This is a genomic window from Cobetia sp. 3AK, from assembly GCF_029846335.1.
GTDB lineage: Bacteria > Pseudomonadota > Gammaproteobacteria > Pseudomonadales > Halomonadaceae > Cobetia > Cobetia marina.
In genome coordinates, this window is record NZ_JARWKR010000003.1 from 73,946 (window position 1) to 98,913 (window position 24,968).

The 24,968-nt window shown below is 66.3% G+C and carries 13 protein-coding genes; 3 read left to right on the forward strand and 10 right to left on the reverse strand.

Annotation, left to right across the window (positions count from 1 at the left end; genetic code table 11):
- Nucleotides 1-33: 33 nt before the first annotated feature.
- The 5 genes from recD to QD228_RS05165 form a co-directional block, all read right to left on the reverse strand.
- Nucleotides 34-2,193, reverse strand: coding sequence for an exodeoxyribonuclease V subunit alpha (recD, locus tag QD228_RS05145; protein ID WP_279874675.1), 2,160 nt, complete (start codon nucleotides 2,191-2,193; stop codon nucleotides 34-36).
- Nucleotides 2,186-6,430, reverse strand: coding sequence for a UvrD-helicase domain-containing protein (locus QD228_RS05150; RefSeq protein ID WP_279874677.1), 4,245 nt, complete (start codon nucleotides 6,428-6,430; stop codon nucleotides 2,186-2,188). Before QD228_RS05150 ends, recD begins: the two co-directional genes overlap by 8 nt.
- Nucleotides 6,427-10,479 (reverse strand): exodeoxyribonuclease V subunit gamma, encoded by a 4,053-nt coding sequence (recC, locus tag QD228_RS05155; RefSeq protein ID WP_279874679.1) that lies wholly within the window; start codon nucleotides 10,477-10,479, stop codon nucleotides 6,427-6,429. Before recC ends, QD228_RS05150 begins: the two co-directional genes overlap by 4 nt.
- Before the next feature lie 210 nt (nucleotides 10,480-10,689).
- A complete protein-coding gene (locus QD228_RS05160) occupies nucleotides 10,690-12,030 on the reverse strand; it encodes an MFS transporter (protein ID WP_271302409.1) in 1,341 nt (446 codons plus the stop codon).
- A 522-nt stretch (nucleotides 12,031-12,552) separates the two neighbouring features.
- On the reverse strand, nucleotides 12,553-12,972 hold the full coding sequence (locus QD228_RS05165; RefSeq protein WP_279874681.1) for a DUF1499 domain-containing protein: 420 nt from the start codon (nucleotides 12,970-12,972) through the stop codon (nucleotides 12,553-12,555).
- 358 nt (nucleotides 12,973-13,330) lie between these two features.
- Here QD228_RS05165 and QD228_RS05170 point away from each other — a divergent pair, with 358 nt between their 5' ends.
- Both QD228_RS05170 and QD228_RS05175 read left to right on the forward strand, forming a co-directional pair.
- Nucleotides 13,331-14,728 carry an exonuclease SbcCD subunit D C-terminal domain-containing protein gene (locus QD228_RS05170; protein ID WP_279874683.1) on the forward strand — a complete coding sequence of 466 codons (1,398 nt, stop codon included), beginning with the start codon at nucleotides 13,331-13,333 and terminating at the stop codon, nucleotides 14,726-14,728.
- Entirely contained in the window at nucleotides 14,725-18,270 is a 3,546-nt protein-coding gene (locus tag QD228_RS05175; protein WP_279874686.1) for an AAA family ATPase, read from the forward strand. Before QD228_RS05170 ends, QD228_RS05175 begins: the two co-directional genes overlap by 4 nt.
- An 81-nt stretch (nucleotides 18,271-18,351) precedes the next feature.
- Here the strand turns inward: QD228_RS05175 and nfi are convergent, their stop codons facing one another.
- From nfi to QD228_RS05190, 3 genes are all read right to left on the reverse strand, one after another.
- Nucleotides 18,352-19,119 carry a deoxyribonuclease V gene (gene nfi, locus QD228_RS05180; protein WP_279874688.1) on the reverse strand — a complete coding sequence of 256 codons (768 nt, stop codon included), beginning with the start codon at nucleotides 19,117-19,119 and terminating at the stop codon, nucleotides 18,352-18,354.
- Between the two features lie 53 nt (nucleotides 19,120-19,172).
- On the reverse strand, nucleotides 19,173-19,745 hold the full coding sequence (locus QD228_RS05185) for a PRC-barrel domain-containing protein (RefSeq protein ID WP_279874690.1): 573 nt from the start codon (nucleotides 19,743-19,745) through the stop codon (nucleotides 19,173-19,175).
- Between the two features lie 178 nt (nucleotides 19,746-19,923).
- Nucleotides 19,924-21,621 (reverse strand): DEAD/DEAH box helicase, encoded by a 1,698-nt coding sequence (locus QD228_RS05190; protein WP_271302404.1) that lies wholly within the window; start codon nucleotides 21,619-21,621, stop codon nucleotides 19,924-19,926.
- 577 nt (nucleotides 21,622-22,198) lie between these two features.
- Here QD228_RS05190 and QD228_RS05195 point away from each other — a divergent pair.
- A complete protein-coding gene (locus QD228_RS05195) occupies nucleotides 22,199-22,705 on the forward strand; it encodes a YaiI/YqxD family protein (RefSeq protein ID WP_191236568.1) in 507 nt (168 codons plus the stop codon).
- 31 nt (nucleotides 22,706-22,736) lie between these two features.
- Here the strand turns inward: QD228_RS05195 and QD228_RS05200 are convergent, their stop codons facing one another.
- Together QD228_RS05200 and QD228_RS05205 are read right to left on the reverse strand one after the other, a co-directional pair.
- Entirely contained in the window at nucleotides 22,737-23,747 is a 1,011-nt protein-coding gene (locus QD228_RS05200) for a glutathione S-transferase family protein (RefSeq protein ID WP_279874693.1), read from the reverse strand.
- 157 nt (nucleotides 23,748-23,904) lie between these two features.
- Nucleotides 23,905-24,792, reverse strand: coding sequence for a LysR family transcriptional regulator (locus QD228_RS05205; protein WP_077379163.1), 888 nt, complete (start codon nucleotides 24,790-24,792; stop codon nucleotides 23,905-23,907).
- Nucleotides 24,793-24,968 lie beyond the last annotated feature (176 nt).

Sequence of the window (24,968 nt, forward strand, 5' to 3'; positions counted from 1 at the left end):
GCCAGACCTGACGATCATCCGTCGGCGTCCGGTCTAGAGCACCAGCCCGCTGGCTCTCACCACGCGTCGTTCAATGGCGCCTTCCAGCGTCTCGCGGCGGGTGCCCGCCAGCGTGACCCGCGACTTGGCCCGCGTGATGCCGGTGTAGACCAGCTCGCGAGTCAGAATCGGATTGGCACCCTCAGGCAACACGAATACCACATGGCGGAACTCGGAACCCTGCGACTTGTGGACCGTCATCGCAAAGACCGTCTCCACCGCCTCGAGACGTGACGGCAATACCGCGCGCACGCCACGGTGGAAGCGCTGGATCTCGGTGTCCTGCCCATCACGCTCGGCGTCTGACGACACCTCCTCCTCGACCGGGAAGAACACGCGCAGGCGTCCCCCGGCGGCGGGGTCCGGCAGGGTGATGCCGACATCGCCGTTGTAGAGCCCCAGCGCGCGATCATTGCGCGTCACCATCACCGGACGCCCGGCGTACCAGCCGCGTTCCTCGGCGATCAGGCCACGGCGCATCAGCACCCGCGCCACACGCTGATTGAGGCCATCGACCCCATAGGGGCCACGGCGCAGCGCGCACAGCAGCTGAAACTCGAGCAGCAGATCGATCACCTCTCGTGCCGGGCGCCGCTCACGCACGGCCTCCAGCGCCGGGCGATAGCCATTGACCACCAGCGTCTCCAGATCGCGGTCCTCCGGGCCGCTGAGCTTCAGCCAGGCGATATCGCGATAACCGGTCTTCCAGACGGCGCGCAGCGCCTGGCGGTCTCCGGCATTGCAGGCACGCGCCAGGGCACCGATACCGCTGTCGGCGGAGAAACGGTAGCTCTTCTGCAGCACCACCACGTGATCGGCGAGTCGGCCGCGGCCTGCCGTATCCTGCGTCTCCGAGACATCCGGCGTGGCGATGGCCTCATCCAGCGTTTCGCCGGTCAGGCGGGCGAGATCTGCACACACTGCCGGTGAGTAACGCGGCGGCAGCGCATGCTCGCAGAGATCGCCCAGCACGGCGCCGGCTTCCACCGAGGCCAGCTGGTCCTTGTCGCCGAGCAGGATCAGGCGGGCATGGGCAGGCAGCGCCCCGAGCAGTGCGGCCATCAGATCGAGATCGACCATCGAGGCTTCATCCACCACCAGCAGATCCAGCGCCAGCGGGTTGCCGGCGTGATGGCGGAAGTGGCGGGAATCCGGACGTGCGCCCAGCAGGCGGTGCACGGTGCTTGCCTCACGCGGGATGGCAGCGCGCACCGCGTCCGGCACCTCGAGCTTCGCCACCGCGCCACGGATCGACTCCGACAGCCGCGCGGCCGCCTTGCCGGTCGGGGCGACCAGTCGGATATCCAGCGCCCGCCGTTCATGCGGATGGCCTGTCTCAACGCTCTCGACACTGCCTACCACACCGCTCTCCACCTCCACACCGCCAGCTCCACCAGAGAGCGCCTGCGCCTGCAACAGTGCCAAGAGGCGCGTGACGGTGGTGGTCTTGCCGGTACCGGGACCGCCGGAGATCACCGTCAGGCGCTGACGCAGCGCCAGGGCGCAGGCCAGCTTCTGCCAGTCCGGCTCACCGTGGGGGTCCGGCTGATTGCTGGCGAACAGCTCACGCAGGCGCTCGCCCAGCGCATCGCTGACCCGTGTCTCGCCCTCCTCGCTCGGCCCCATCCGCGCACGCAGCCCCGCCGCGACTTCACGCTCGGCCTGCCAGTAACGCCGCAGATAGAGGCGCTCGCCCACCAGCACCAGCGGGCGCAGCGGCAGATGGCCTGCCGGGGAATCGGCCTGCGCCAGCACGCTGACCAGCCGCGATTCCGCCAGCTGCTCGGCCCAGCGGCCGGCATCGAGATCCGCCAGGAAGGCTTCTGGCAGGGCCACGCTGACCTCGGCAAGATGCGCCTCGGACTGCTCCAGCGGTGGCAGCGACAGGGTCGCGCGTGGCTCGGCCAGCGCCCGCGACAGCGACAGGCACACATGCCCGCGCCCCAGCTGGTGGCTGGCAAGCGCAGCCGCCAGCAGCACGCTGGCCGGGGCCTCCGGTACATGACGCGCCATGAAGCGCACCAGATGGGCATCGACTCGCCTGAGCCAGCCCAGCTCCACCCACAGGCCGAGCGTCGCGAGCAGGGTCTCGGCAGACGGGGCGTCAGGGGCAGCGCTGAGCTGCTGCGTTTCCAAAGGCGTGGCGTCAGACATCGAAGGCCCCCTGCTGGCCGCTTTGCGTGAGTGGCGTGGTGTCGGTGGTGTGAAGGAGCAGGCTATCCAATGCGGAACTGTCACCGCCCAGCCAGAGATCCAGCGCCTCGATCAGCGCCTGTGATGGCCGCCGCTGGAACACGCCGGGCGTCGCCACGCCGGGCGTCGCCATTCCGGGCGCCTCCCCCTCGGCGTCCACCGCAAGCGCGGGTGAGTCACCGCCGGCATCCAGGCCGCGCAGGAAGACATACAGCACCCCGCCCATGCAGCGCTCGTAATCGTAGTCCTCGCCGAGGCGCGCCTTGAGCAGGCGATGCAGCGCGAGGGTGTAGAGCACGTATTGCAGGTCGTAGCGGTGCTCTACCATGGCGCGGGCCAGTGACTCGCCAAGATAATCCTCGGGGCGCTCGCCCCGATAGTTGGATTTCCAGTCCAGCACGTACCAGCGCCCGCCGGACTGGAAGGTCAGATCGATGAAGCCCTTGAGCATGCCGTGCATGCGGCGTGGCGCGAGCCTGGGCCGCGAGCGCGGCAACGGCTCCAGCGCGGTGACCACGGCGTCCAGCGGCAGACTGCGCGCGTGTACGGCCGGCAGCCAGAATTCCAGCTCCGGCTGCCAGGCCTCCAGCCGATTGAGCAGGATAGGCTCGCCCTCGAAGCCCCGCAGCGGACGGGTCAGTGCCTGCTCCAACCAGTCGGTGAGACGTGGCTGCCAGCTGGCATCGAAGCCACCGAAATGCAGTCGCGAGCCCACCAGCCGCTCAAGCTCGCCGCGATAGTCATCCGCACCGAGACGATCGAGATCGACCGCCTCCAGCAGGCCGTGCAGGAAGGTCCCCGGACGCGGCCCACGCGGGAAATCATGCAGGTGGATCTCGCCCACCGTCATCGGCAGGCCGCCAGCCAGCAGCGGGCCTGACTGGCCCGCCACCTCGCGGTCCGGGCGGGTCAGGCCCTGCTCGCCTTCTTCCAGCGCGATCTCGGTGGCGCCTTCCGGCACGCGGTCATCCTCGGCATCGCCGGTGTCTTCCAGCGCCGCCGTCACCTGACGGGCATCCGTGAGCAAGGCGGTGTAGGAGGCGATCCACCAGTCATCCTCGATGCCGCCGGCGAAGTGACGCGCGCCATGGAAGTGCTGATCGCGCTCCGCCGGTGGCTGATAGTCATGACCGGGCAACTCCGGCAGACCGGACACGCGAGCGAGTCCGGCAGACTGCTGTTCACACCAGCCGTGCAGCGCAGCCTCGATGGCGCTGGCCTCGATCTCCTCGTTGTCACTCATGCCGAGCAGATAACCGATGGCGGTGACGGGCAGGCTGAGCTGCTTGCTGAAGCCGCCCTTGCCGATGGGCGCCAGCCCCAGCCAGCAGGCGAACTTGGGCCGTGTCAGCGCCACGTAGAGCAGGCGCACGTCTTCCATCAGCCGTGCATGGTCGGCCGCCGCGATGGCCTCCTTGGAGGGCTTCTTGACCAGGATGCTGTCATCGAGCGCGTCATCCTCCTGATCGACTCTCCGAGCAGGTACTTCCTCGTCATCACCTCCCTGGTCATCACCTCCCTGGTCATCACCTCCCACGTCAGCCACAGCCAGCCAGCGCTGCTTGAGGGTCAGCAGGCCGAAATTCCTGTCCGGCTCGGCGGCGCGGAAGCTGGCCATGAACGGCAACAGCACGATGGGATACTCAAGCCCCTTGGACTTGTGGATGGTGACGACCCGCACCAGCCCCTCATCACTTTCCAGTCGCTGACTGAGGCTGTCGCTGTCCAGCGCTTCATGGCCGGATTCCAGTGCCTGATGCCACCAGCGCAGCAGCGCCTGTTCGCCATCGAGCCGCTGGGCAGCATTCTGGGCCAGCTCCCCCAGGTGCAGCACGTCGGTCAGGGCACGCTCCCCCCCGGCGCGGGCCGCCAGCCGCTCACCGACCCGGAAGTCACGCATCACGCCGCGCAGCATCGGCAGCACGCCGCGCCGCTGCCAGTCACGGTGATAGCCATCGAAGCGCTCGACCTCACGCTCCCAGGCCAGCTCATCCACGCCGAGACGCTCGACCAGCGAGAGGTCATCCGCCAGCAGGCGTGTCGCCAGCGCGGCGCGCAGACGACGGTCATCCCGCGGATGGGCGACAGCCTCGAACAGCTGCAGCAGCTCGAAGGCCTCCGGCGTGTCGAACACCGAGCTCTTCTCGCTCAGATAGACGCTGCGGATACCGCCTTCGGCAAGCGCCCCACGCACCGCTGCGGCCTCGCGCCCGTTGCGTACCAGCACCGCGATATCGCTGGCGGCCACGCCACGCGGCGTCGCATCTCCCGCGTCCATGAACACCAGTCCCGGCTCGCCCGCCGCCAGGCGTTGTTGGCCCTCGAGCAGTGTCTGGATCTGGGTGCGGCAGGCGCGACTCATGTCGCGGCGATGCGCATCGGCGCTCAGGCGCTCACCGTTGGCCCACCACAGATTCAGTGCACAGGCGGCCTCTTCGCGGCCATCCGGATGCCGCAGCACCAGCCGGGTGCGCGTGCCCTGAGCCTCGACCGGCTGGAAGGGAATGTCCTCACTGCCGAAGGGCGCGGGATGCTGGGCGAACAGCGCATTCACCGCCGCCACCATCGCGGCGCTGGAGCGGAAGTTGCGCGGCAGGGTGAAGCGCGAGGGGGTGACCTGGCGCGCCGCCAGATAGGTGTCGATATCGGCACCGCGGAAGGCATAGATGGCCTGCTTGGGGTCACCGATCATCAACAGCGTGCTGGGAGCCTCGTCAGCCTCGTCGCTGTCAGCAACGTCAACGTGCTGCTCATCGAGCGAGCCATCGCCCGCCGTCTGCGGATAGATGCGCCGGAAGATGCGGTACTGGACCGGGTCGGTATCCTGGAATTCGTCGATCATCGCCACCGGCAGTTCCTGACGGATCTGACGCGCCAGACGCTGGCTGGCCTCGCCATTGAGCGAAGGGTCCAGCGCGTGGTCGAGGTCATTGAGCAGGTCCGAGAATTCCCAGAGTCCCAGACGGCGCTTCTCGCAGATCAGGGCGCGGGCGACACTGTCACGCGCGTGCACGGCGACCTGATCCAGCAGCACGGCGTCCGGTGCCGGCACCTCGGCCAGCAGGTCCAGCGCCGCGAAGAAGGGGTGACGCGGCGTCTGGCAGTTCTTCTTGGTGCCCTTCTCGAGCTTGGCCTGACTCAGCCAGCACAGCTTCTTGCTGTCGAGCATGTCGGCGGCGAAATCGTGCTCGCCGCTGGCCAGCCAGGCGGCTGTCGCCGCCAGGCGCGGCTCCAGCTCGGCCTCCTTGTAGCTGTTGCCGTTGAGCGCCTTGCTGGCGAAGGCCTCGCCCATCACGTCTCGAATGGCCGGCTCATCGAAGCTTTCCTCGACGGCGCGCCGCGCGGCCTGTTGTTGCTGACGCCACTGCTCGGCATTGCCGAGCAGCTCGCTCAGGTCTTGCGGGGCCTCAAGACATTCACCGTCGCGATACAGCGGGCGTGGCGTGCCGTCACGCAACAGGCCGCGCAGCTCCTCTCCCAGTGCTTCCGGGCCGGCCCAGCGCCCACGGATCAAGGCCTGCCACTCGCGGGCCAGCGGGTAGAATTCGCAGCGCCAGTAATCCTCGACGCAACGTGTCAGCAATGACTGACCATCCTGCAGCAGCTCGGCGCCGAAGCGTCCGCCGGCATCGAAGGCATGCCGACTGAGCATGCGCTGACAGAAACCGTGGATGGTGAAGATGGCGGCGTCATCCATCAGGCGCGCGGCCTGATCGAGCCGCCGTGCCGCCGCGGCCTTGAGGCGCGATGCGTCCTCGGCAGGTGAGGGTGTCAGCAGCGGCGCGAGCAACTCGGCCAGGATCGGATCAGGACTGGCACGCCCCAGCAGCGCCTCACGCGCCTGCTTGAGACGCGCGCGAATGCGGTCACGCAGCTCGGCGGTGGCGGCTTCGGTGAAGGTCACCACCAGAATCTCCGGCGGCGTCAGCGGACGCGGATAGCTCACGCTGGCCGCCTGCCCGGGCAAGGGCCCGAGCACCAGCCGCACGTAGAGCGCGGCGAGGGTGAAGGTCTTGCCGGTGCCGGCACTCGCCTCGATCAGATGCTGACCGAGCAGGGGCAGCGTCGGAATATCGAGGGCCTGGCCCTGCTGGCTCTGATGCATCTCGTCACTCATTGCCGCTTCCTTGTCCTGAGCGATGCCACTCCTCACGCCACTCTCCACACCGCGCATGTCTTCCCCTCTGGTATCGCTCATGACTGCCCCTTCCCGGTGGCAAGCTCCACCGCGCGCTCGCCGAGAATGCCCTGACGCACGCCGATCATGCTCTCGATCAACGGCTGATAGAGCTGCACGCTGTTGAGCACGCCGCCCGCACGGGCGAAGGCGTCAAACTCCGGCCACAGCTCGCCCAGCGCGCCTTCCTGTCGCCTGAGCGCCTGGGGGCCCTTGAAGATGTCTTCCGTGAAGCGGGTTTCCATGGCGCGCGACAGACTGTCGGCAAGCCAGGGCTTGTGGATGGCGGCCAGCGCCGTCTCAAGCGTTGGCGTGCCGTCAGCGGCCTGCGCCTTGAGTGCGCCGAACAAGGCACTGCGATCCTCCTCGCCCACTACCTCCCAGAGGGTGGTCGCCAGTTCCAGCGCGGCGGCCAGCGGCGCCTGCCAGCCCTGGGCATACGCCTTGACGAGATGGCGCAGCGCAGCTTCGGCCTGCCCGATGCGCAGCGCGGGGAACAGCAGCCAGCGGTCCTCGAACACCGCCAGCCACTGATAGCCTTCTCGGCTTGCGCCCTGATCACCCGCCACCTCCCCGAGGCCGGGGCGCGCGTTGGCCATCAGCCAGTCGAGATAGCCGGCCAGCAGACGATGCGGCTTGCCGAGCTTCTTGTAGCGGCCCTCCTTGCCAGGCTTGAGGGTGCCGAAGTGGGTCGCCTCCAACGTAGCCAGCAGGCGGCTCTCGCCCTCGGCGTCATCGCGCAGTTGCCGACGGCTGATCAGACGCGTGGTGAGCGTCACCCGCAAGGGCTTGCCGTCCTCATCCTGCATGATCAGAGGCACCTCGAGGGTGCGCGGCGGCAGCGAGGTGGCATCGCTGAGCTGGTCGCGCCAGCTGGCCAGCTGCTGATCGAGACGCTTGAGGCGCGGTTCGATCAAGGCATCGGCAAAGCCCAGCGCCGGCAGGCGCCCGGCCCGGCGCAGACGTTCGGCGGCCAGCGGCAAGGATTGTCCGGTGAGCGCGGCGTCCAGCAGCTCGCGGGTCAGGGTGAAGTTCTCCAGCCCGTCGGGGGCGAAGGGTTCGTTGTCCTCATCCGGCACCTCGGCATCGCGGAAGCGCACGCCGACGCGGTCCAGCCCCAGCTGCCAGGGGCGACGCAGGAAGCGCGCCAGCGAGTCCGCGCCGAGACGCAGATGGGACTCCGGCGCCTGCTCCACCAGCTGCTTCAAGGCGGCGGCCCCCGCCGCGCTCGCCTTGCTGGCCTCGCGTTGATTCGCCGGGGATGCCTCTGAGGTGGGAGCCTGATCCGCCGCGCGATACAGGCTCGACCAGCTGGCGTCATAGCTGAACAGGTCGCCAGCCGTCGCCTGGGAGGCATGGAAATAGCGCCGCGAGAACGGCTGCAATGGATGCTCGGTAATCAGACGCTCGCGCAGGGCAGCTTCGCGAGAGGCACCCGGTGCCTCGGCATGCGTCTCGGGGGTCCAGCCCAGCTCGATGTAGTCGAGCAGTTCACCGACCAGTACCGAGGGCGGCCGTTCGCCGTTGTCGCGCTGGTCACGCCCGACCCACGAGATCGACAGGCGATCCCGCGCCGCCAGCAGCGCCTCCAGGAACAGGTAGCGATCATCGTCACGCCGTGAGCGGTCTCCCGGTTGAGGGCGGCTGGCCATCAGATCGAAATCCTGCGGCATGCGCACGCGCGGGTAGTCACCATCGTTCATGCCCAGCAGGTGCACTTCGCGGAAGGGAATCGCACGCATCGGCATCAGGGTGGCGAAGTTGACCCGACCGGCAAGGAAGCGCTGGGCGAGACCGCCGCTGTCAAGCTCGCCACGCAGCGCCTCGCGCACCACCTTGAGCGACAGACAGCCATCGAAACCGGCCTGCTGCCAGCCCTTGTCGAGGCGGGAAAGCGCCGCCTGCAGACGCGCCAGAATGTCGAATTCCTCGGCACTGTCCGGGCTGAGGCTCTCCTCCCACAATCGCTGCAGCGTAGTCGCCCAGTCCGCTGGCGTACGTGAGGTGTCCAGCCAGCGGCGCCAGCGATCCAGGCTCTCGATCAGCTCGCCGACCTTGCCTGCCAGTTCGGCCTCGAGACCGGCCACTTCATCGAAGGGCACCACGCCATCGAAGCTCAGGCCGTTCATGTCGACAAGGCCATCCATCAGGCCGTCCATCAGGTCGGCGCTCTGCTCACCTTGTACTGGGGAGCCGGCCGCCGGGGCGCCGGCCGCCGGGGCCCCGGTGGCGTAGCCCAGCAGCATGCGCTCGAGCCCGAAGCGCCAGCTGTTCTCGTCGAGGGGCATGAAGCCGAGCTGCTCACGGTGCTCACCGGAGAGTCCCCAGCGCACGCCGCTGTCGGCCAGCCAGCGCCGCAGGCGCTCAAGTTCGCCCTCCTCGATGGCGAAGCGACGCCGGAAGGCGGCGACATCCAGTGCATCCAGCACCTCGCTGACGCCGAGGCGGCGCTCCGGCAGCTCCAGCAGCATCAAGACCAGTCCGAGCAGCGGATTGGCCTGACTGGCCACCCGGTCGGCGATGGTGAAGGGAATATGGCGCGGATTGCCCGGCGGCAGCTGACCGAAGACCGCCTCGATATAGGGGGCATATCGGTCGATGTCCGGCACCATCACCAGGATGTCGCGCGGCCGCAGCGGTTCGCCCCCACCCTGCCTGGCCGCCTCGTGGGCACGTTCGAAGGCCGCCAGCAGGCGGTCATGCAGAATCTCGACTTCACGCAGCGCCGAGTGGGCGCTGACCAGACTGATGGAATCATCTTGCGCCTCCAGCCTGCGAGGACTTCCCTCGGCCAGGGCGCGCTCGCCGGGATGCACCAGCTCGAGAATCTCGTCCTGGATCTGATGCAGCAGCGGTGCCTGCTCGGGCGGCGTATCCTCGTTGATGCGCGGCACGAAGACGTCCAGTTCGAGATCGAAACCGCTGTCGCGGCCGGACAGCGCGCTCTCGAATTCATACAGATTGACGATGAAGTCACGCCCCTGGGCTCCCAGCCCGGCCAGCAGCGGATTGGCCTTGAGGTGCAGCTCCTCCTCCGCCAGCCCGGTCAGCGCCGGTGCCTCGGGGTGACGGGCACGCTGTCGCGCGACGCGCTCGCTGTCCATGCGCAGACTGTCGGCTCTCGTACTGCGCCGCACGGCTTCGCGGTCGGAGACGATATCGCCCCAGTAATGACGGCAGGGATTGGTGATCATCAGGTAGATGTCCATCACCCCGGACAGCGCATGCAGCGCATCCAGCGTCTGCCCCGGCAGTGCCGAGATGCCGAACACGAACAGCCGTGGCGGCAACGGGTGGCGGCGTGATGAGGGCAGTGATTCCAGCGCGCGCGCGGCCGCGACGAAGCGACCATGCAGAGCGGCACGGTGATGTTGTCGGCTGCTGGGCGGCGCATCCGCCAGTACCGCGCGCCACAGGGCCGGCTGCCATTTCTGGCTGGCGGGCAGGTTGTCCGGCAGCAGATTGGCGGGCAGCTCGCCTGCGGCCTGCTGACGCGCGAAGGCATCGCGGAAGTTGTCATCCTCCAGCCCGCTCTCCCAGCTGCGCACCCACTCGGGACGGTAGTTGAGGTACTGGTCGAAGAGATCCGCCAGCTGGCAGGCCAGCTGCCACTGCTGACGCTCTGCCTCCGGCCCCTCGGGCAGTGCAGGCAGGGCACCCTCATCGACTGCCTCGATCAGCTGGCCACGCTCATCGCGACACAGGTAATCCCTGAGCGGCGCATAGCATTCCGCCTGGGATTCATCGGCCAGCAGGCCCGGCAACAGGCGCAGCAGACGCCAGGCAAGCGGGCCCTTGTCGAAGGGTGACAGCTCCGGAATCTCATCACCCAGCACGCCACCCAGGACCCCGCGATAGGCACGCCACACGAAGCTTGAGGGCAGTGGAAAATCGACCGAGGCAGCGATGCCATCGGCCTCGGCCAATGACAACCTCAGCCACTGGGCCATGCCGTTGGACTGGACGAGAAAGGTTTCCGGCACCAGCGGAGGCTGGGGAGCGGCCTTGATCACCTTGAGCGCCAGATCGCGCAGATCCTCGAGGTGATTGGCGTGAAGAACGGTAAACATGCGGGCATCCTGCTGGCAAAGCCCCCGAGCCCTCATGGCCGAGGCGAGACGAGTCGAGAGCGAGGCGTGACGAGTGCCTCCATCCTAGCGTCGCCTCGGCGCTGGCCCAAACGAAAACGCGCACCACCCCGGAGGGTGATGCGCGTTTTCAGGCAGATGAATGCCTGACTGGTCGGGAACAGTCGCCCTGGCGCCGAGTCAGTGCTCTGCTCAGCGCGTGATTTCCATCAGCTCGCGGCCGCGCGGACTGAGCGCCAGCCACAGACCCAGCACCACGCCCATCAGCGACAGCGCCGCCACGTACCAGGTGGGCGACAGCGGCGAGACGGTCATCATCAGCGAGACCAGAATCGGCGTGAAGCCACCGAAGATGGCGTAGGCGACATTGTAGGAGAACGACAGCCCGGTGAAGCGCACTGCCGGCGGGAAGCCGCGGATCGCGATGCTCGGCACCGCGCCGACGATGCCGACGCTGAAGCCGGTCAGGCAGTAGAGCGGCACCAGCAGGCTGGGGTCCGAGTGCATGGTGGCCAGGAAGACCCAGTAGGTGATGCCCAGCAGAGCGCTCCACAGCACCAGAGTCACCCCGGCACCGATGCGATCGACCATGTAACCGGACACGATGCAGCCGATGCACACCGCCACGATCGCCAGACTGTTGGCGGAGAAGGCAGCGGCACGAGTCAGCCCCTCGAGCTCCGCGATCAGGCTCGGCGTCATCAGGATCACGACCACGATGGCGGCGGTCAGCACCCAGGTGACGGCCATCGCCACGGCAATCGCCGGACGCTGTTCACGCAGGATCATCTTCAAGGGCAGCTCGGCGGCCAGCGCCTTCTTCTGCTGCATCTCGGCGAAGACCGGGGTCTCGTGCAACCAGCGACGCAGGTAGACCGAGAACAGCCCGAACACGCCACCGATGATGAATGGAATCCGCCAGGCGAAATCACTCACCTCTTCGGGGGTATAGACACTGTTGATGGCACTGGCCATCAGCGAGCCCAGCAGGATGCCGCCCACCAGCCCCATCGACAGGGTGCCGCAGGCCAGACCATTGTGACGCGGTGCGACGTGTTCGCTGACGAACACCCAGGCCCCCGGCACCTCACCGCCGACTGCCGCACCCTGGAAGATGCGCAGGATGATCAGCAGCAGCGGCGCCCACATGCCGATGACGGCATAGGTCGGCAGCATGCCCATCAGCAGGGTCGGCAACGACATCATGAAGATGGACAGCGTGAACATCTTCTTGCGACCCAGCGTATCGCCGAAGTGGGCCATGATGATGCCGCCCAGCGGGCGCGCCAGGTAACCGGCGGCGAAGATACCGAAGGTCTGCACCTGACGTAGCCATTCGGGAATGTCGGGCGGGAAGAACAGCTGACCGACGACGGTGGCGAAGAACACGAAGATGACGAAGTCATAGAACTCGAGGGCGCCGCCGAGTGCGGACAGGCCAAGTACCTTGATGTCACCACGCTTGAGCGAATTTTCGTTGGGCAAATCGTGGGCAGCGGTGGCTGAGCCCGCTGCGGGGACGGAATCGTTCATGGATCTCTGTGTTAGCGGGGGCTGGTGTCCAGCGATGGTCAAGAGTGATTCACGCGTCGCGCATCTTGTTGTCGTGTCGTCTTTCAGCACAAGCCTCGCAGACGCCACTTACAGGCGTTCTAGCGAGCGCAATGGCGGAAAGCACCGGGGTTGCCCCGGGCGTGGCGATGGTGCGGAATCCTGCCAGCGTACGCTGCATCACTGTATTGCGAAAAACACAATATTGCTCGATGCAGTCATGCGTCTCATGTAACGCACCCAGAGTAGCAAACACGCCCGTGGCTGGGTAGCGCCCGCTCACGGATTACGGGCGGTTTCTGCAGCGAGGGACACGAAATGTCGCAAGCGCGCGAAGGGACATGAAAGCCCGGCCAGGCAGATCAGGCACGAAAGACGCAGACGAAACACCCCGGCGCCTGAACAGGCCGACCGGGGTGATGGGAAGTCGTCGGGAGACACACAGGTGCATTGGCGAGGTGAAGATGGCGCATCGACGTGAGCGATGCCCTTCTCGGGGCAGCTTCAGCTGCAGTAACCCCAGCCTTCGAGACGATGACGGATATCCTCGACCCGCTGACGATTCTTGCCGAGGTCGGAATGTCCCATGCGTGACACGCTGCGTACATGACAGACGCCTTCCTGTTCATTGCAGACGATTTCCACGTCATCGACGAAGCCCAGCAGGGGCGTGTGGAATTCCGCATGCAGATAACCGTCATCCGTACTGATGATTTCCGCATGACCCATGGATTCGATGATGCTGTGCATCTTCTCCATCGCGCTCAGGCAACAGTCCGTCGGCATCGGGAGCGGCGCTACGTAATGCTTGCTGTCGGAGGCCTGGGAGCTGACCCCGTTGGGGGTACTCGGGGGTGGTGCCAGCAGCCCATCATGCAGGCCGAGGTTATCGGGGCGAGGTGAGGCAAAAAGACCGTGGCGCATTGCGATTCCTTCCTGTCATCTCTGGGCATCGGCAACGGCTTCCCATGTTGCCGGCCTGATTGTTGTTCATTGGTCGTCCATCGATTCCTGCCTTTCTGAAGCCACCCTGACGCTGCCATCGCCGGGGCTTGTCGGATTTCGACACAGGCCTCGACTTTCAGCGTAGCGACTTTTGTCGATTTTGCCCGTGAACGGGATTGATCCAGATCAACTGCCTGAAAATGCGCTCCAGATGCACGACACATGATGCCCTCCCCTTCGCCCGACCAGACGCAATCCGTACACTGAGCACATCCAGACTCGGACGTCAGCTCGACCGGGTTCGTGATTCTCCTTCTGACATCGCAAGGAACGCATCGTGAGCTTCCGCTTTCTGCATACCTCGGACTGGCATCTCGGCCAGAGCTTCCATGGCCAGAGTCGCCATGTCGAACATGCCGCCTTTCTCGACTGGCTGCTGGCACGGCTCAAGTGTCTGACCCCGGACGCCCTGCTGATCGCCGGTGATCTGTTCGATGTGGTCAATCCGAGCCTCGCCGCCCAGGAGCTGCTCTACGACTTCATCGTGCGCGCCCACGAGCAGGACGCGGCGCTCGAGATCGTGATGATCGCCGGCAATCATGACTCCGGCTCACGCATCGAGCTGCCGGCTGCCCTGCTGGCCCGCCTCAAGACCCATGCGTTGGGCCGTGTGCGCTGGGTCGATGATTCTGCCGACAAAGGGGATGCCCACCATCTCGACTGTCAGCATCTGCTGGTGCCGTTGCATGATCGTGACGGCAAGCGCCGCGCCCTGTGTCTGGCGGTGCCCTTTCTGCGCCCGGCCGAGGTCACCGGCCTGGGAGCTGGCGAGGATGAGTCGCAGGACGTGAACAAGCCTGAGCGCACCCGCAGCGAGGCCTATCGCGCGGGAGTGGCCCGTGTGCACGAGCAGCTGGTCAGCGCGGCGCGTGCCGCCCGCCAGCCCGGCGAGGCGCTGATCGCCATGGGCCATGCGCACATGCGAGACGGCGAGGTCTCCGAGAACAGCGAGCGTCCGATCCTGATGGGAGGCGAAGAGGCGCTCTCGACCAGCCTGTTCCCCGACGACATCGCCTATGTGGCGCTCGGCCACCTGCATCGTCCGCAACGCGTGGGCGGCCAGGAGCGTATCCGCTATTGCGGCACGCCGCTGGCGATGGACTTCTCCGAGGTCGATTACGGTCACCGCGTGCTGGAGATCACTCTCGAAGACGAGACACTCGCGGGCGTCGAGGAGCATCGCGTGCCCTGCCATGTCGCGCTCACGCGCATCGGACCGGCACCGCTGACCGAGATCACCGCCCAGCTCACGGCGCTGGTCGCCGAGGCAGACCGTGAACTCGAGTCGGCACGCTGGCCGTGGCTTGAGGTAAGCGTGCAGCTGGAAGCGCCCGTCATCGACCTGCGCGCGCGCATCGAGGTACTGCTGGAAGACGCGCCGCTGCGGCTGATCAAGCTGGTCACCCGCTATCCGGCGCCCAGCGCCGAGAATCGCGCGCCCAAGGGCGTGAAGCTCGATGAACTGGGGCCGATGGGGCTGTTCGAGCGCCACTATCGCGCCACCTATGACAGCGAGCCGGCCCCGTCACTGATCGAGGATTTCGCCCAGCTGCTCGAGGAGGTCGAGATCGCGCGTGAGGCACGCCTGGCAGGGGAACCGAGCAAGGCCACCAAGCCCAGTCGCCAGGACGACAAGACAGCCTCGGCAGACAAGGCCAAGGGAGGTCAGGCATGAAAATTCTCGCCCTGCGCCTCGACAACCTGGCCTCACTGGCCGGCGCGCATGAAGTCGACTTCGAGAAGGCGCCGCTGTCCGATGCGGGCCTGTTCGCCATCACCGGCCCCACCGGGGCCGGCAAGAGCACGTTGCTCGATGCCCTGTGTCTGGCGCTATACGGCACCACGCCACGCCTGCGCCAGACCCCGAGCGGCGGTCAGCTGGAGGATGTCGGCGAGCATCAGCTGACGCTCAAGGACCCGCGCAGCCTGCTCCGGCGCGGCTGCGGCGAAGGCAAGGCCGAGGTGGACTTCATCGGCCGCGATGGCCTGCGCTATCGCGCCGGCTGGACGGTCAGCCGCGCGCGCGGCAAGCCCGGCGGACGCCTGCAGAACGCCAAGCAACATCTCCAGCTGCTGCCCACGGCCGATGACACCCAGTCAGCTCAGACCCTCAATACCACCAGCAATGACGCCAAGGCGTTGATCATCGACAGACTGGGACTGAACTTCGAGCAGTTCACCCGCGCCGTGCTGCTGGCCCAGAGCGAGTTCAGCGCTTTCCTGCGCGCCAACGACAACGAGCGCTCGGAGCTGCTGGAGAAACTGACCGACACCGGCCACTACTCCGATATCTCGATCGCCGCCCACGAGCGTGAGCGCAGCGCCCGCGAGGCCGTCAACGAGCTCGAACGCCAGCTGGATGGCCAGCTGCCGGCAAGCCCGGACGAGCGCCAGGCACTCGAAGATGAGGTCCGTCTACGCCAGACGGCCATGACCCGCCTCAGCGAACACCATGATGCGCTGACGGCCTATCACCAGTGGACCACCACAGCGGGCGAGCTCGAACAGGCCTTGGGTCAGGCACAGCTCGAACAGAAGGAGGCTCACGCCGCCAGTGCTGCGCTATCCCGTCAGCGCGAGCAACTCAGCGCCCTGGAAGCCCTCGCACCGATTCGCCCTGCCCTGCTGCGCCTCAAGGCGATCGCGCCGCAGCATGCCCAGCTGACCACGCAGCTCACCCGAGTACAGCAACAGCTCGGCACTCTGTCACCACGCACCGAGCAGGCCCGGGCCGACAAGCAGGCCGCCGATGAACGCATGCAGCGCTGCGAGACCTGGCGTGGCGAGCAACTGCCCAAGCTGGAAGAGGCCCGTCAGGTGGCCTCGCGTCTGGCGCAACAGCGCGAGACACATGTCAGCCAGCAGAATGAACAGCAACGCCTGCGCGACACGCTCGGCCACCATCAGCAGGAGCTGGAGACACAGGATCGACAGCGCCAGCAGCTGGATCATCAACTCCAGCAGCTGCAGGCGACGCTGGTCGACGAGTCCGGTCAGCCGCTGAGCGATGCCGAAGACCATCGGGACCAGCTGCAGCGTCAGCGCGATGCATTGCTGCAGCTGAAACCTGTGCTCAGCGAGCAGATCAATGGCCTGGCCCGCCGTGATGAGGTCCAGCAGCGCCTTGTCGAGCTGGAGCAGCAGCTGCCTCGGCAGCAACAGGCGTTGCGCGATGTGGCTGCCCGGCAGGCCCAGGCATTGCAGGCCCGTGATCAGGCGCGCCACGAGGAAGACGCCGAGCGCCGCCAGCAGGAGCAGGAGCGTCTGGCACGCAGCGACAACGTGATGGCGCTGCGCCGTGGGCTGGTCCATGGCGAGGAATGTCCGGTATGTGGCAGCCATGAGCACCCCGCCGCCGGCCAGGCCGCGCCGGCCGAGGCGCTGATCGCTCAGCTGGAACAGCAGGCCCGCGAGCGCCTTGAACAGCGCCGACAGGCCACGGCCACCGCGCAGCACGCCATGGAGGCGGCCAGTCACGAGCACGCACGTCTCGAGCAGCAGCTCGGCTATCTGCAGCAGGAACAGGCGCAGCTGCATACGGAACGACAACGTCTGCAGCAGCAGGCGCAGACCTGTCAGTCGAACCTGACCGACATTCTGGCTCGGCATTCGCTGTCAGAGCAGCCGCTGCTTGAGTCCCTGCCCCAGCTGCCTGCCGCACGAGCACTGGAACTGATCGAGCAGCGCCTTGGCGAACTGGACGCCCGTCAGAACGCGCTGGTGACGACGCTGCGTCAGCTGACGCCGCTGCGGGAGCAACGCCAGGCACTGGCGACACGCCACGCCACGCTGACGACGCAATGCCAGCATGGCGAAGCGCAGCTTCAGCAGTGTGAGGCACGCATCGCGGCGCTGGCGAGCGAGATCGAGCAGCTGAGCGGCACGCTTGCCCAGCAGCTGAGCGCAGACCCCAGGCGACAGCATGCCAGCGTGAGCGACTGGTCCGACTGGGTCGAATCGCTGACCACCCGCATGCGCAATGAGCAGGAGGATGCGCGTCAGGCGCTGCAAGAGCTGAGCGACCAGCAACAGCAGCTGACGCAGCAGCAGGCCAACCTGCAGCAACGCCAGACGGAGCTGCAAGAGGAGCAGCGCGCGCTCGACAGTGAACGCGCGCATTGGCAGGCCGAGAACCCTGGCCTGGATGACGCGCGTATCGAGGAGTTGCTGGCCGTCGAGGATCACGACCTGCAGGCACTGCGCCAGCAACTGCGTAGCGCCCACGAGCGAGTCGCACGCGCGGATGCCCTGTGTGAGGAGCGCAATGCGCGTCAGCTCAAACACTGGCAGGCCGCTCGGAGCTCCGACTGGCAGGCAGCACTCGAACAGCTGGCAGCGCCCGCCGAGGACACGACTGGAGACGATACGCAGGCAGACGGTACCGCGGGAGACGGTGCATCAGGAGCTGAAGAGCTCGGCGTCATTCGCGGCCAGGCCGAGCAGGCATTGGCGGTGCATGCTGGTCTGCAGGCCCGCTTGCAGGAGGCCCCGGAAGAAGGAGCCGCTGGCACACTGACGGATGCGCCGCCAGGGCCCGAGGACGACACCCGCGAGCTTGGCGAGGCGCTGGCCAGTCTGATCACGGCACTCAAGGCACCGCTCGATGCCGTGCGCGAGGCCCATCAGACGGCACAGGCAGCGATACTCAATGATGATCAGCGCCGCAGTGGCAGCGCCGCGCTTGCCGAGCGTCTCGCAGCCGCGCGGGCCGAACATCAGCGCTGGGGGGCGCTGTCGGAGCTGATCGGCAGCGCCAGCGGCGCCAGGTTCCGCACCATCGCCCAAGCCTTCAATCTCGAGCGCCTGATCGAGCATGCCAATCTGCACCTGACCAATCTGGCACGTCGCTATCGTCTGGCCCGCGGCGCCAGCCCGCTGGGGCTGGTGGTGGTGGATACCGAGATGGGGGACGAGCTGCGCAGCGTTCACTCGCTGTCCGGCGGCGAGACCTTCCTTGTCTCGCTGGCACTGGCGCTGGGCCTGGCGGGCATGGCCTCCGGCGAGCTGCGCATCGAATCGCTGTTCATCGATGAGGGCTTCGGCAGTCTCGACCCGGATTCGCTGGCGCTGGCGATGGAGGCATTGGATGGCCTGCAGGCCAGCGGCCGTCGCGTCGGGGTCATCTCGCATGTGGCCGAGATGCATGAACGCATTCCGGTGCGTATCGCGGTGCGCCCCTCGGGCAACGGTCAGAGCCGTCTGGAAATCGAAGGCTAAGCGTCGCCAGGCCTCGCAAAGACAGATAACGCAGAGACAGATAACGCAGAGACAGATAACGCGAAGACAGGTAATGCGAAGCTAGGCATCACGGAGCCGCTTGAGACGCCGGCTGGCAAGCTGATCCGCCAGTCGGGTCGGCTCGGGCAGCTTGGTCTTGCCCAGACAGTGCAGGGTCATCGAAAGCGCCGTCTCCAGATTCATGCGCTGGCCCGGCGAGACGAACACCGGCTTGACCTTCGCGCGTGAGCGCAGCACGGCGCCCAGCTGGCTGCGCTGTTCGCGTCTGGGCAGCTCGGTGTCCTCGATGATGCCGAGCTCGGCATCCGCCTCGCGTACGCGATCCGTCAACGCGACCCAGTCACCACGCGCATCGCCCGGCTCGCCATGCTTGCCGCACAGACGCTTCTTGGCCACTCCGAAGGACGGCAGGTCACACCACAGGCCAAGATGCGCCGCCACGCCCAGGCGGCGCGGATGGGCGATGCCGTGACCGTCCACCATCAGGCATTCGGGCGGCCGCTCGAGTGCCTCAATGGCGGCGATGGCAGCGGGCAGCTCCCGAAATGACAGCAGGCCCGGAATGTAGGGCATGCGGGTCGGCTGACGGATCAGCTGCTGCTCGAGGGGTTCCAGCGTCGCCAGATCCAGCGTCACCACCGCCGCACGTGTCACCTCGCCTGCATCCTCGAAGCCGATATCGACCCCCGTGATGGTCGCCGGCCAGTCCTCGGAGCTTGCTCCCCAGGGCGGCGTCAGCGTCAGTCGCGTCGCCATTTCGCGTTGCATGGCAACGGCGTCGGCAGGGTCGAGATTCCAATCGTGCAGTGCTGTCGTCCACTCACTCATGCACTTACTCATGCATTCCCTCACGGCGGTTGCGGGTCTCTCCCTCTCAGATGCTATCGATCGCCCTCACCTTCAAGTTGCTTGCCCAGTGAGCGCAGCACCTCCGCCGCCTGGTTGCGGAAGCTGTCCAGCCCGTTGCCGACCTCCCCCATGCCGCGTTCCAGCTGACGCGAGAGCCGATTGGAAAGCGGTTGATCCGCGCGTGCCGCCAGCTGCTCCGGCGTCATGTCGAGCACCAGGCGGTAGCGGATGTCGCCGGGGGCCGTGGCGGCGAGCGGATCACTGACGGCTTCACGAGTGAAGCGCGCGAAGTCGATGCTGGCCGCCTTGTCACCGCCTTCCGGACGGATCAACAGACGATGGATCTGGCCACGCGTATCACTGAGCACATCCTCGACCCGACCCAGCACCTCGCCCTGCGGCGTGACCACCGGTGACAGCCGCAGGGCCTCCAGCGAGACCAGCGGGACGCGAATCTCCGGCGTGGCGCTGCTGGCGGGCATGCCGGACTCGGCGTGGGCCGCGCTGAGCGACAACCAGGGTGTCGCCAGCAGAGCGCACAGTATCAGCTGGCGGGCGGGCGCGGCCTTCAGGCCACGGCGCAGGGCATCGAGTGAAGAGATCATGTGGGCATCCTCGGGAAATGATGGACGGTGGACGCTCCACCGCTATGCCAGAACAGGATACCAGCCCCTGTGGCGCCTTTCGTCCAGGCACAAAAAAACCGGCACCTCGTGAGAGGTACCGGTCTTTTCAGAAGCCGTGGCCAGCACTGTGTTCAGCGCCGGCCAGACTCAGGCCTGATCAGGCGCGACGACGGTCGTCGTTGCCACCTTCACGGCGCTGCGGACGAGCGCCCGCACCGTCTTCTGCCAGTTCCAGCGGACGGCCAGCGACGCGAGCGCGCGCCATCTTGGACACGATGCTGGTCGGCAGACCGCTCGGCAGTTCCACGACACTGTGCGTGTTGCGGATGTCGATGCGACCGATGCGCGAACCTTCGATGCCACCTTCGTTGGCGAGAGCGCCAACCAGCTGGCCCGGCTTGACGCCGTCACGATGGCCGACGGCCACACGGTAGAGCTTCATGCCTTCACGTGCGACCGGCGCAGAGTTGCGACGCTCACCACGTTCCGGACGCTCGCCGCGCTCAGGACGCTCGTTGCGACGCGCACCCGGCTTCGGCAGGGACTGGATCGGCGTCTCTTCGGCGCGAGCCATCTTGACGAAGACCGCGGCCAGCTCGACCGGATCATGACCTTCCTCGATCAGGCTCTGCACCAGGGCGCGGTGGCCATTGGAGCTGCTGCCCAGGGCTTCGACGACGCGAGCACGGAAGGCCGCGTCACGGTGAGCACGGATCTCTTCTTCGCTCGGCAGCTGGCGTTCGGTGATGCGCTGGCCCAGGGCCTGCTCCATCCAGCGAACCTTGCGCATCTCGCGACCGCTGACGAAGGTGATGGCGCGACCTTCACGACCGGCACGACCGGTACGGCCAGTACGGTGCACGAAGGATTCGCTGTCACCCGGCAGGTCGTAGTTGAAGACGTGGGTGATACGCGCCACGTCCAGACCACGAGCGGCGACGTCGGTCGCGACCAGCACGTCGACCTTGCCACGCTTCAGACGCGTCACGGTACGCTCACGCAGGGACTGGTCCAGATCACCGGACAGTGCCGCAGCAGAGATACCGCGAGCCATCAGCTGCTCGACGACGGTGGTACAGGCGGCACGAGTCCGCACGAAGACGATGGCGGCATCGACGGTCTCGACTTCCAGCAGGCGAGACAGCGCTTCCAGCTTGGCGCCGCCTTCGACACGCACCATCATCTGCTCGATGGTGGAAGCGGTCTTGGATTCGGACTTGATGGCCACCTTGATCGGGTCAACCAGGTAACGGTTGACGATACGCTCGATCTCGGTCGGAAGCGTCGCGGAGAAGAACACGCGCTGTGCTTCCTTCGGGGTATCGGCGACGACGCGCTTGACGTCATCGATGAAGCCCATGCGCAGCATCTCGTCGGCTTCGTCCAGCACCAGGGCGGACAGGCCGTCGAGCTTCAGGCTCTTGCGATCCAGGTGGTCGATGACACGACCCGGAGTACCGACGACGATCTGGGCGCCGCTCTTCAGGCTGCGCATCTGCTCGCGGTAGTCCTGACCACCACACAGGGTGGCAACTTCCAGGCCACGCATGAACTGGCCGTAACGAGTGAAGTTGACAGCGACCTGCTGAGCCAGCTCACGGGTCGGAGCCAGCACGAGAACCTGCGGCTCGCGGCGGTCGAGGTCCAGACGGGTCAGCAGCGGCAGAGCGAAGGCCGCAGTCTTGCCGGTACCGGTCTGGGCCTGACCGATCATGTCACGGCCATCGAGCAGGCTCGGGATGGTCTGGGCCTGGATGGGGGACGGTGTTTCGTAGCCCAGCTTCTCGAGAGAGGTCAGGACGGCAGGCAGCAGGGCAAGATCGCTGAAGCGATCGACGACGGAAGTCGTGGTCATGTATATCTCACACCTAAATGGCTACAAGTGAAGCTTGTAGCTGAAGAATGGGTCGGCTTGAACCGACACGAAGCGTAAGGGCTCCGTCTGGCGATGCCGTCAGGCACGAGGCGCTGGCATCATCAGAAAAAACGTACGAGTGCTTGGACGTCTTGGCATGGACGGGCCCGGGTTGCTCTGATGGCAGACGCATTTCCGCTATCAGGCACAACGCTGCGGCGACCGTACAGCAACCAGAGGCTCTCCACTTGAGAGTCTCGGGGCGCTCCATCATGCACACTGTGGACTGGGACGGGTCTTGCGTCGCGGCGGCCGGACATCGAAGGATCGAGGGGTCACGGAGGGCTCGGGGCAAGCTACGCCACTCGGTCCGGGAGGCGCGAAATTACCGTCTGAAGGCCTGTCAAGAAAGGCGATCACCGGCTTCGGCTACTCAGGATGGTGGGTCACTACATGCGAGGAGCTGGCATTCTAGCAGTCCCTCGCGCATTCTGCATCCTTTCTTTTGACCTTGGTCGCAGGCCAGGCGTCTGTCGGCGCAGGCCACACTCGCCAATTCCCTCTGACAGGAGACGGCATGACTGACGTGCAAGACCCCACCACCCCCTCACCCGCCGAGCCCATCACCACGCTGTGGGTCGATGCTGACGCCTGCCCGCGCGCGGCGCGCGACATCCTGGTCCGCGCCGCGGAGCGGACCGCGACCCCCACCTGGTTCGTGGCCAATCATCAGGTACCGCTGCCACGCTCGGTGCATGTCAAGGCGCTGTCCGTCCCTGCCGGTGCCGATGCGGCGGACCAGTTGATCGTCGAGCGCGCCCGGCCCGGCGACATGGTGATCACGTCCGACCTGCCGCTGGCGCTGGAGGCGATCGAGAAAGGCGCCCTGGTGATGACGAGCCGCGGCGAGACACTGGATGCCAACAACATCCGCGCCAAGGTTCAGATGCGCGATTTCATGGAGAGCATGCGTTCCAGCGGCGAACACACCGGCGGCCCCTCCACCTATGGCCAGCGCGAGCAGCGCGACTTCGGCAATGCGCTGGATCGCTGGCTGGCCAAGGCCAGACGAACCAGGCCGTGAAGCCAAACGCCTCGTCCCGGCAGCGATGGCTTCAGTGGTGGCGGCGAATGCCCTGCCCTGTCAGGCGCTCACGATCATGCGGTGCCTCGAGATCCAGCGTCGGGCCGAGGGGCACGATACCGGTCGGATTCACCGCCAGCTGACTGCCGTAATAGTGGGTCTTGATCTGCGCGAGATCGCAGGTCTCGGCGACGCCCGGCCACTGGTACAGCTCGCGCAGGTAATTCGAGAGATTGGGATAGTCACTGATGCGGCGCTGATTGCACTTGAAGTGGCCGTGATAGACGACATCGAAGCGCAGCAGCGTGGTGAAGAGGCGGATGTCCGCTTCGGTCAACCACTCACCGACCAGATAGCGCGAGTCGGCCAGACGGCGTTCCAGTGAATCCAGGCAGGCGAACAGCGCGGTGAAGTGACGCTCATAGGCCTGCTGGCGGGTGGCAAAACCGGTCTTGTAGACGCCATTGTTGACCTTGTCGTAGATCTCGGCATTGAGAGCGTCGATCTCGCCGCGCAGGTCTTCGGGAGAGAAATCCAGGTTATTGCCGGTCAGCGGATCGAAGGCGTCGTTGAAGATGCGCACCAGGTCAGCGGATTCGTTGTTGACGATGCGCCCCGCCTTGCGATCCCACAGCGCCGGTACGGTGACACGGCCGGTGTAGTGCGGGTCGGTCATGGTGTAGAGCTGATGGTGGTAGCGCACGCCGTTGATCGGATCGCCACTGGAGCCCTCTTCCTCGAGATAGCTCCAGCCATGTTCCAGCATGTAGGGGCTGGTGAAGGACATGCCCACGACCGACGTCAGTCCCTTGAGAGAGCGCATCACCAGCGCACGGTGGGCCCACGGACAGGCCAGCGAGACATAGAGATGATAGCGCCCGACTTCGGCGGGCACGGCAGACTGGCCGTCAGGGCCCTGCTCGGCCGCACCGGGGGGTACGACCCAGTCACGCAGGCTGACACTCTCGCGCTTGAATTCCCCGCCATTGCTGTCGGTATCGTAACCACGATTCTGCCAGGTGCCATCGACCAGTAAGCCCATGAGGAAATGTCCTGTCATGCAAGGTGAGGATAGCCATTCAAGGGATCGCAGAGGAGCCATGGTCCCCGCACGCAACGAATGACGCCTCTTTGACAGGTGGTAGCGCCCAGAGGCTTTTCCAATCCCCAGCCGCTTTCTCATGTGGCTCAGGAGTGCTTCACCCCCCTTGAACGCTGTGATGCAGCTGCTCGACCATCGCACGCACGCCAGGGCCGGCGCTGTCGGCATCAGGCAGGTAGAGATGAATGTCGATCTCACGCTCGCCGCCGTTGAGCAAGGGCAAGGGCACGAGTGCCCCCTGGGTCAGCGCCTGCGAGATTCGTGAACGCGGCAGCCAGGCAAAGCCCAGGCCACGCTCGGCGAGATCGACGGACGTCGCCAGATGACTCACCGTCCAGCGCTCCTCTGCCTTCAGCCAGCCGGCATCCATGCCTGTCGAGCGACTGCTGTCGCGCACCACCAGCTGTCGATGCTGTTCGAGGTCACGCAGATCCAGCGGCCGTCCCAGCGCATGCAGGGGATGCCTTGGCGCCGCTACCGCCACGAAGGTTTCCCGCACCAGCAGGCTACCAAGCTGCCCTTCCTGTGGCAGCGCGCTGACCAGCAGATCGACCTGGCCGGCATCCCAGAGCTCACTGCCACCCGTCAGGGTGGTTTCGTGCAGCTGTATCCGTACCTGGGGATAGGCCGCGGAGAACCCCTCCAACGCACGGGCCAGCAGGTCCGAGGGAAACAGCTGGTCCACGGCCAGGCTTATCTCGCTCTCCATGCCTTGTGACAGCGCCTGGGCCACATCCTCCAGCGCGCTGGCACTCTCGATCAACTGGCGTGCGCGACGCAGGAGCATCTCGCCGGCCTCGGTCAGGCGCACGTTGCGCCCCACCGGCTCCAGCAACGGCACTCCCAGCAACGCCTCCAGGCGATGCACCGCATGATTGAGCGTGGAGGGGCTCTTGTGCACGGCCTCGGCGGCTCGGGCAAAACTGCCATGATCGACCACGGCGGCCAGCATCTGCCATTGGGCCAGAGTCACTCGAGACGACATCGGACATTCTCCACTGATTTCTTGTTGCCACGCGGGCGCACGAAAGGCGAGACAGGGCGACACGAGCGACGCCACCCTGCTGTCCCTCTGGACAATCTTCGCCCCCTTCAGAGATCTCATGTTGCGACGCCAGAGCATCATGTGCCAACACGTTCGCCACTCTGCGTCACAATCCT

Coding starts and splice junctions, on each gene's coding strand:
- recD (WP_279874675.1), bottom strand. CDS start 2,193: ATGTCTGACGCCACGCCTTTGGAAACGCAGCAGCTCAGCGCTGCCCCT.
- QD228_RS05150 (WP_279874677.1), bottom strand. CDS start 6,430: ATGAGCGATACCAGAGGGGAAGACATGCGCGGTGTGGAGAGTGGCGTG.
- recC (WP_279874679.1), bottom strand. CDS start 10,479: ATGTTTACCGTTCTTCACGCCAATCACCTCGAGGATCTGCGCGATCTG.
- QD228_RS05160 (WP_271302409.1), bottom strand. CDS start 12,030: ATGAACGATTCCGTCCCCGCAGCGGGCTCAGCCACCGCTGCCCACGAT.
- QD228_RS05165 (WP_279874681.1), bottom strand. CDS start 12,972: ATGCGCCACGGTCTTTTTGCCTCACCTCGCCCCGATAACCTCGGCCTG.
- QD228_RS05175 (WP_279874686.1), top strand. CDS start 14,725: ATGAAAATTCTCGCCCTGCGCCTCGACAACCTGGCCTCACTGGCCGGC.
- nfi (WP_279874688.1), bottom strand. CDS start 19,119: ATGAGTGAGTGGACGACAGCACTGCACGATTGGAATCTCGACCCTGCC.
- QD228_RS05185 (WP_279874690.1), bottom strand. CDS start 19,745: ATGATCTCTTCACTCGATGCCCTGCGCCGTGGCCTGAAGGCCGCGCCC.
- QD228_RS05190 (WP_271302404.1), bottom strand. CDS start 21,621: ATGACCACGACTTCCGTCGTCGATCGCTTCAGCGATCTTGCCCTGCTG.
- QD228_RS05195 (WP_191236568.1), top strand. CDS start 22,199: ATGACTGACGTGCAAGACCCCACCACCCCCTCACCCGCCGAGCCCATC.
- QD228_RS05200 (WP_279874693.1), bottom strand. CDS start 23,747: ATGGGCTTACTGGTCGATGGCACCTGGCAGAATCGTGGTTACGATACC.
- QD228_RS05205 (WP_077379163.1), bottom strand. CDS start 24,792: ATGTCGTCTCGAGTGACTCTGGCCCAATGGCAGATGCTGGCCGCCGTG.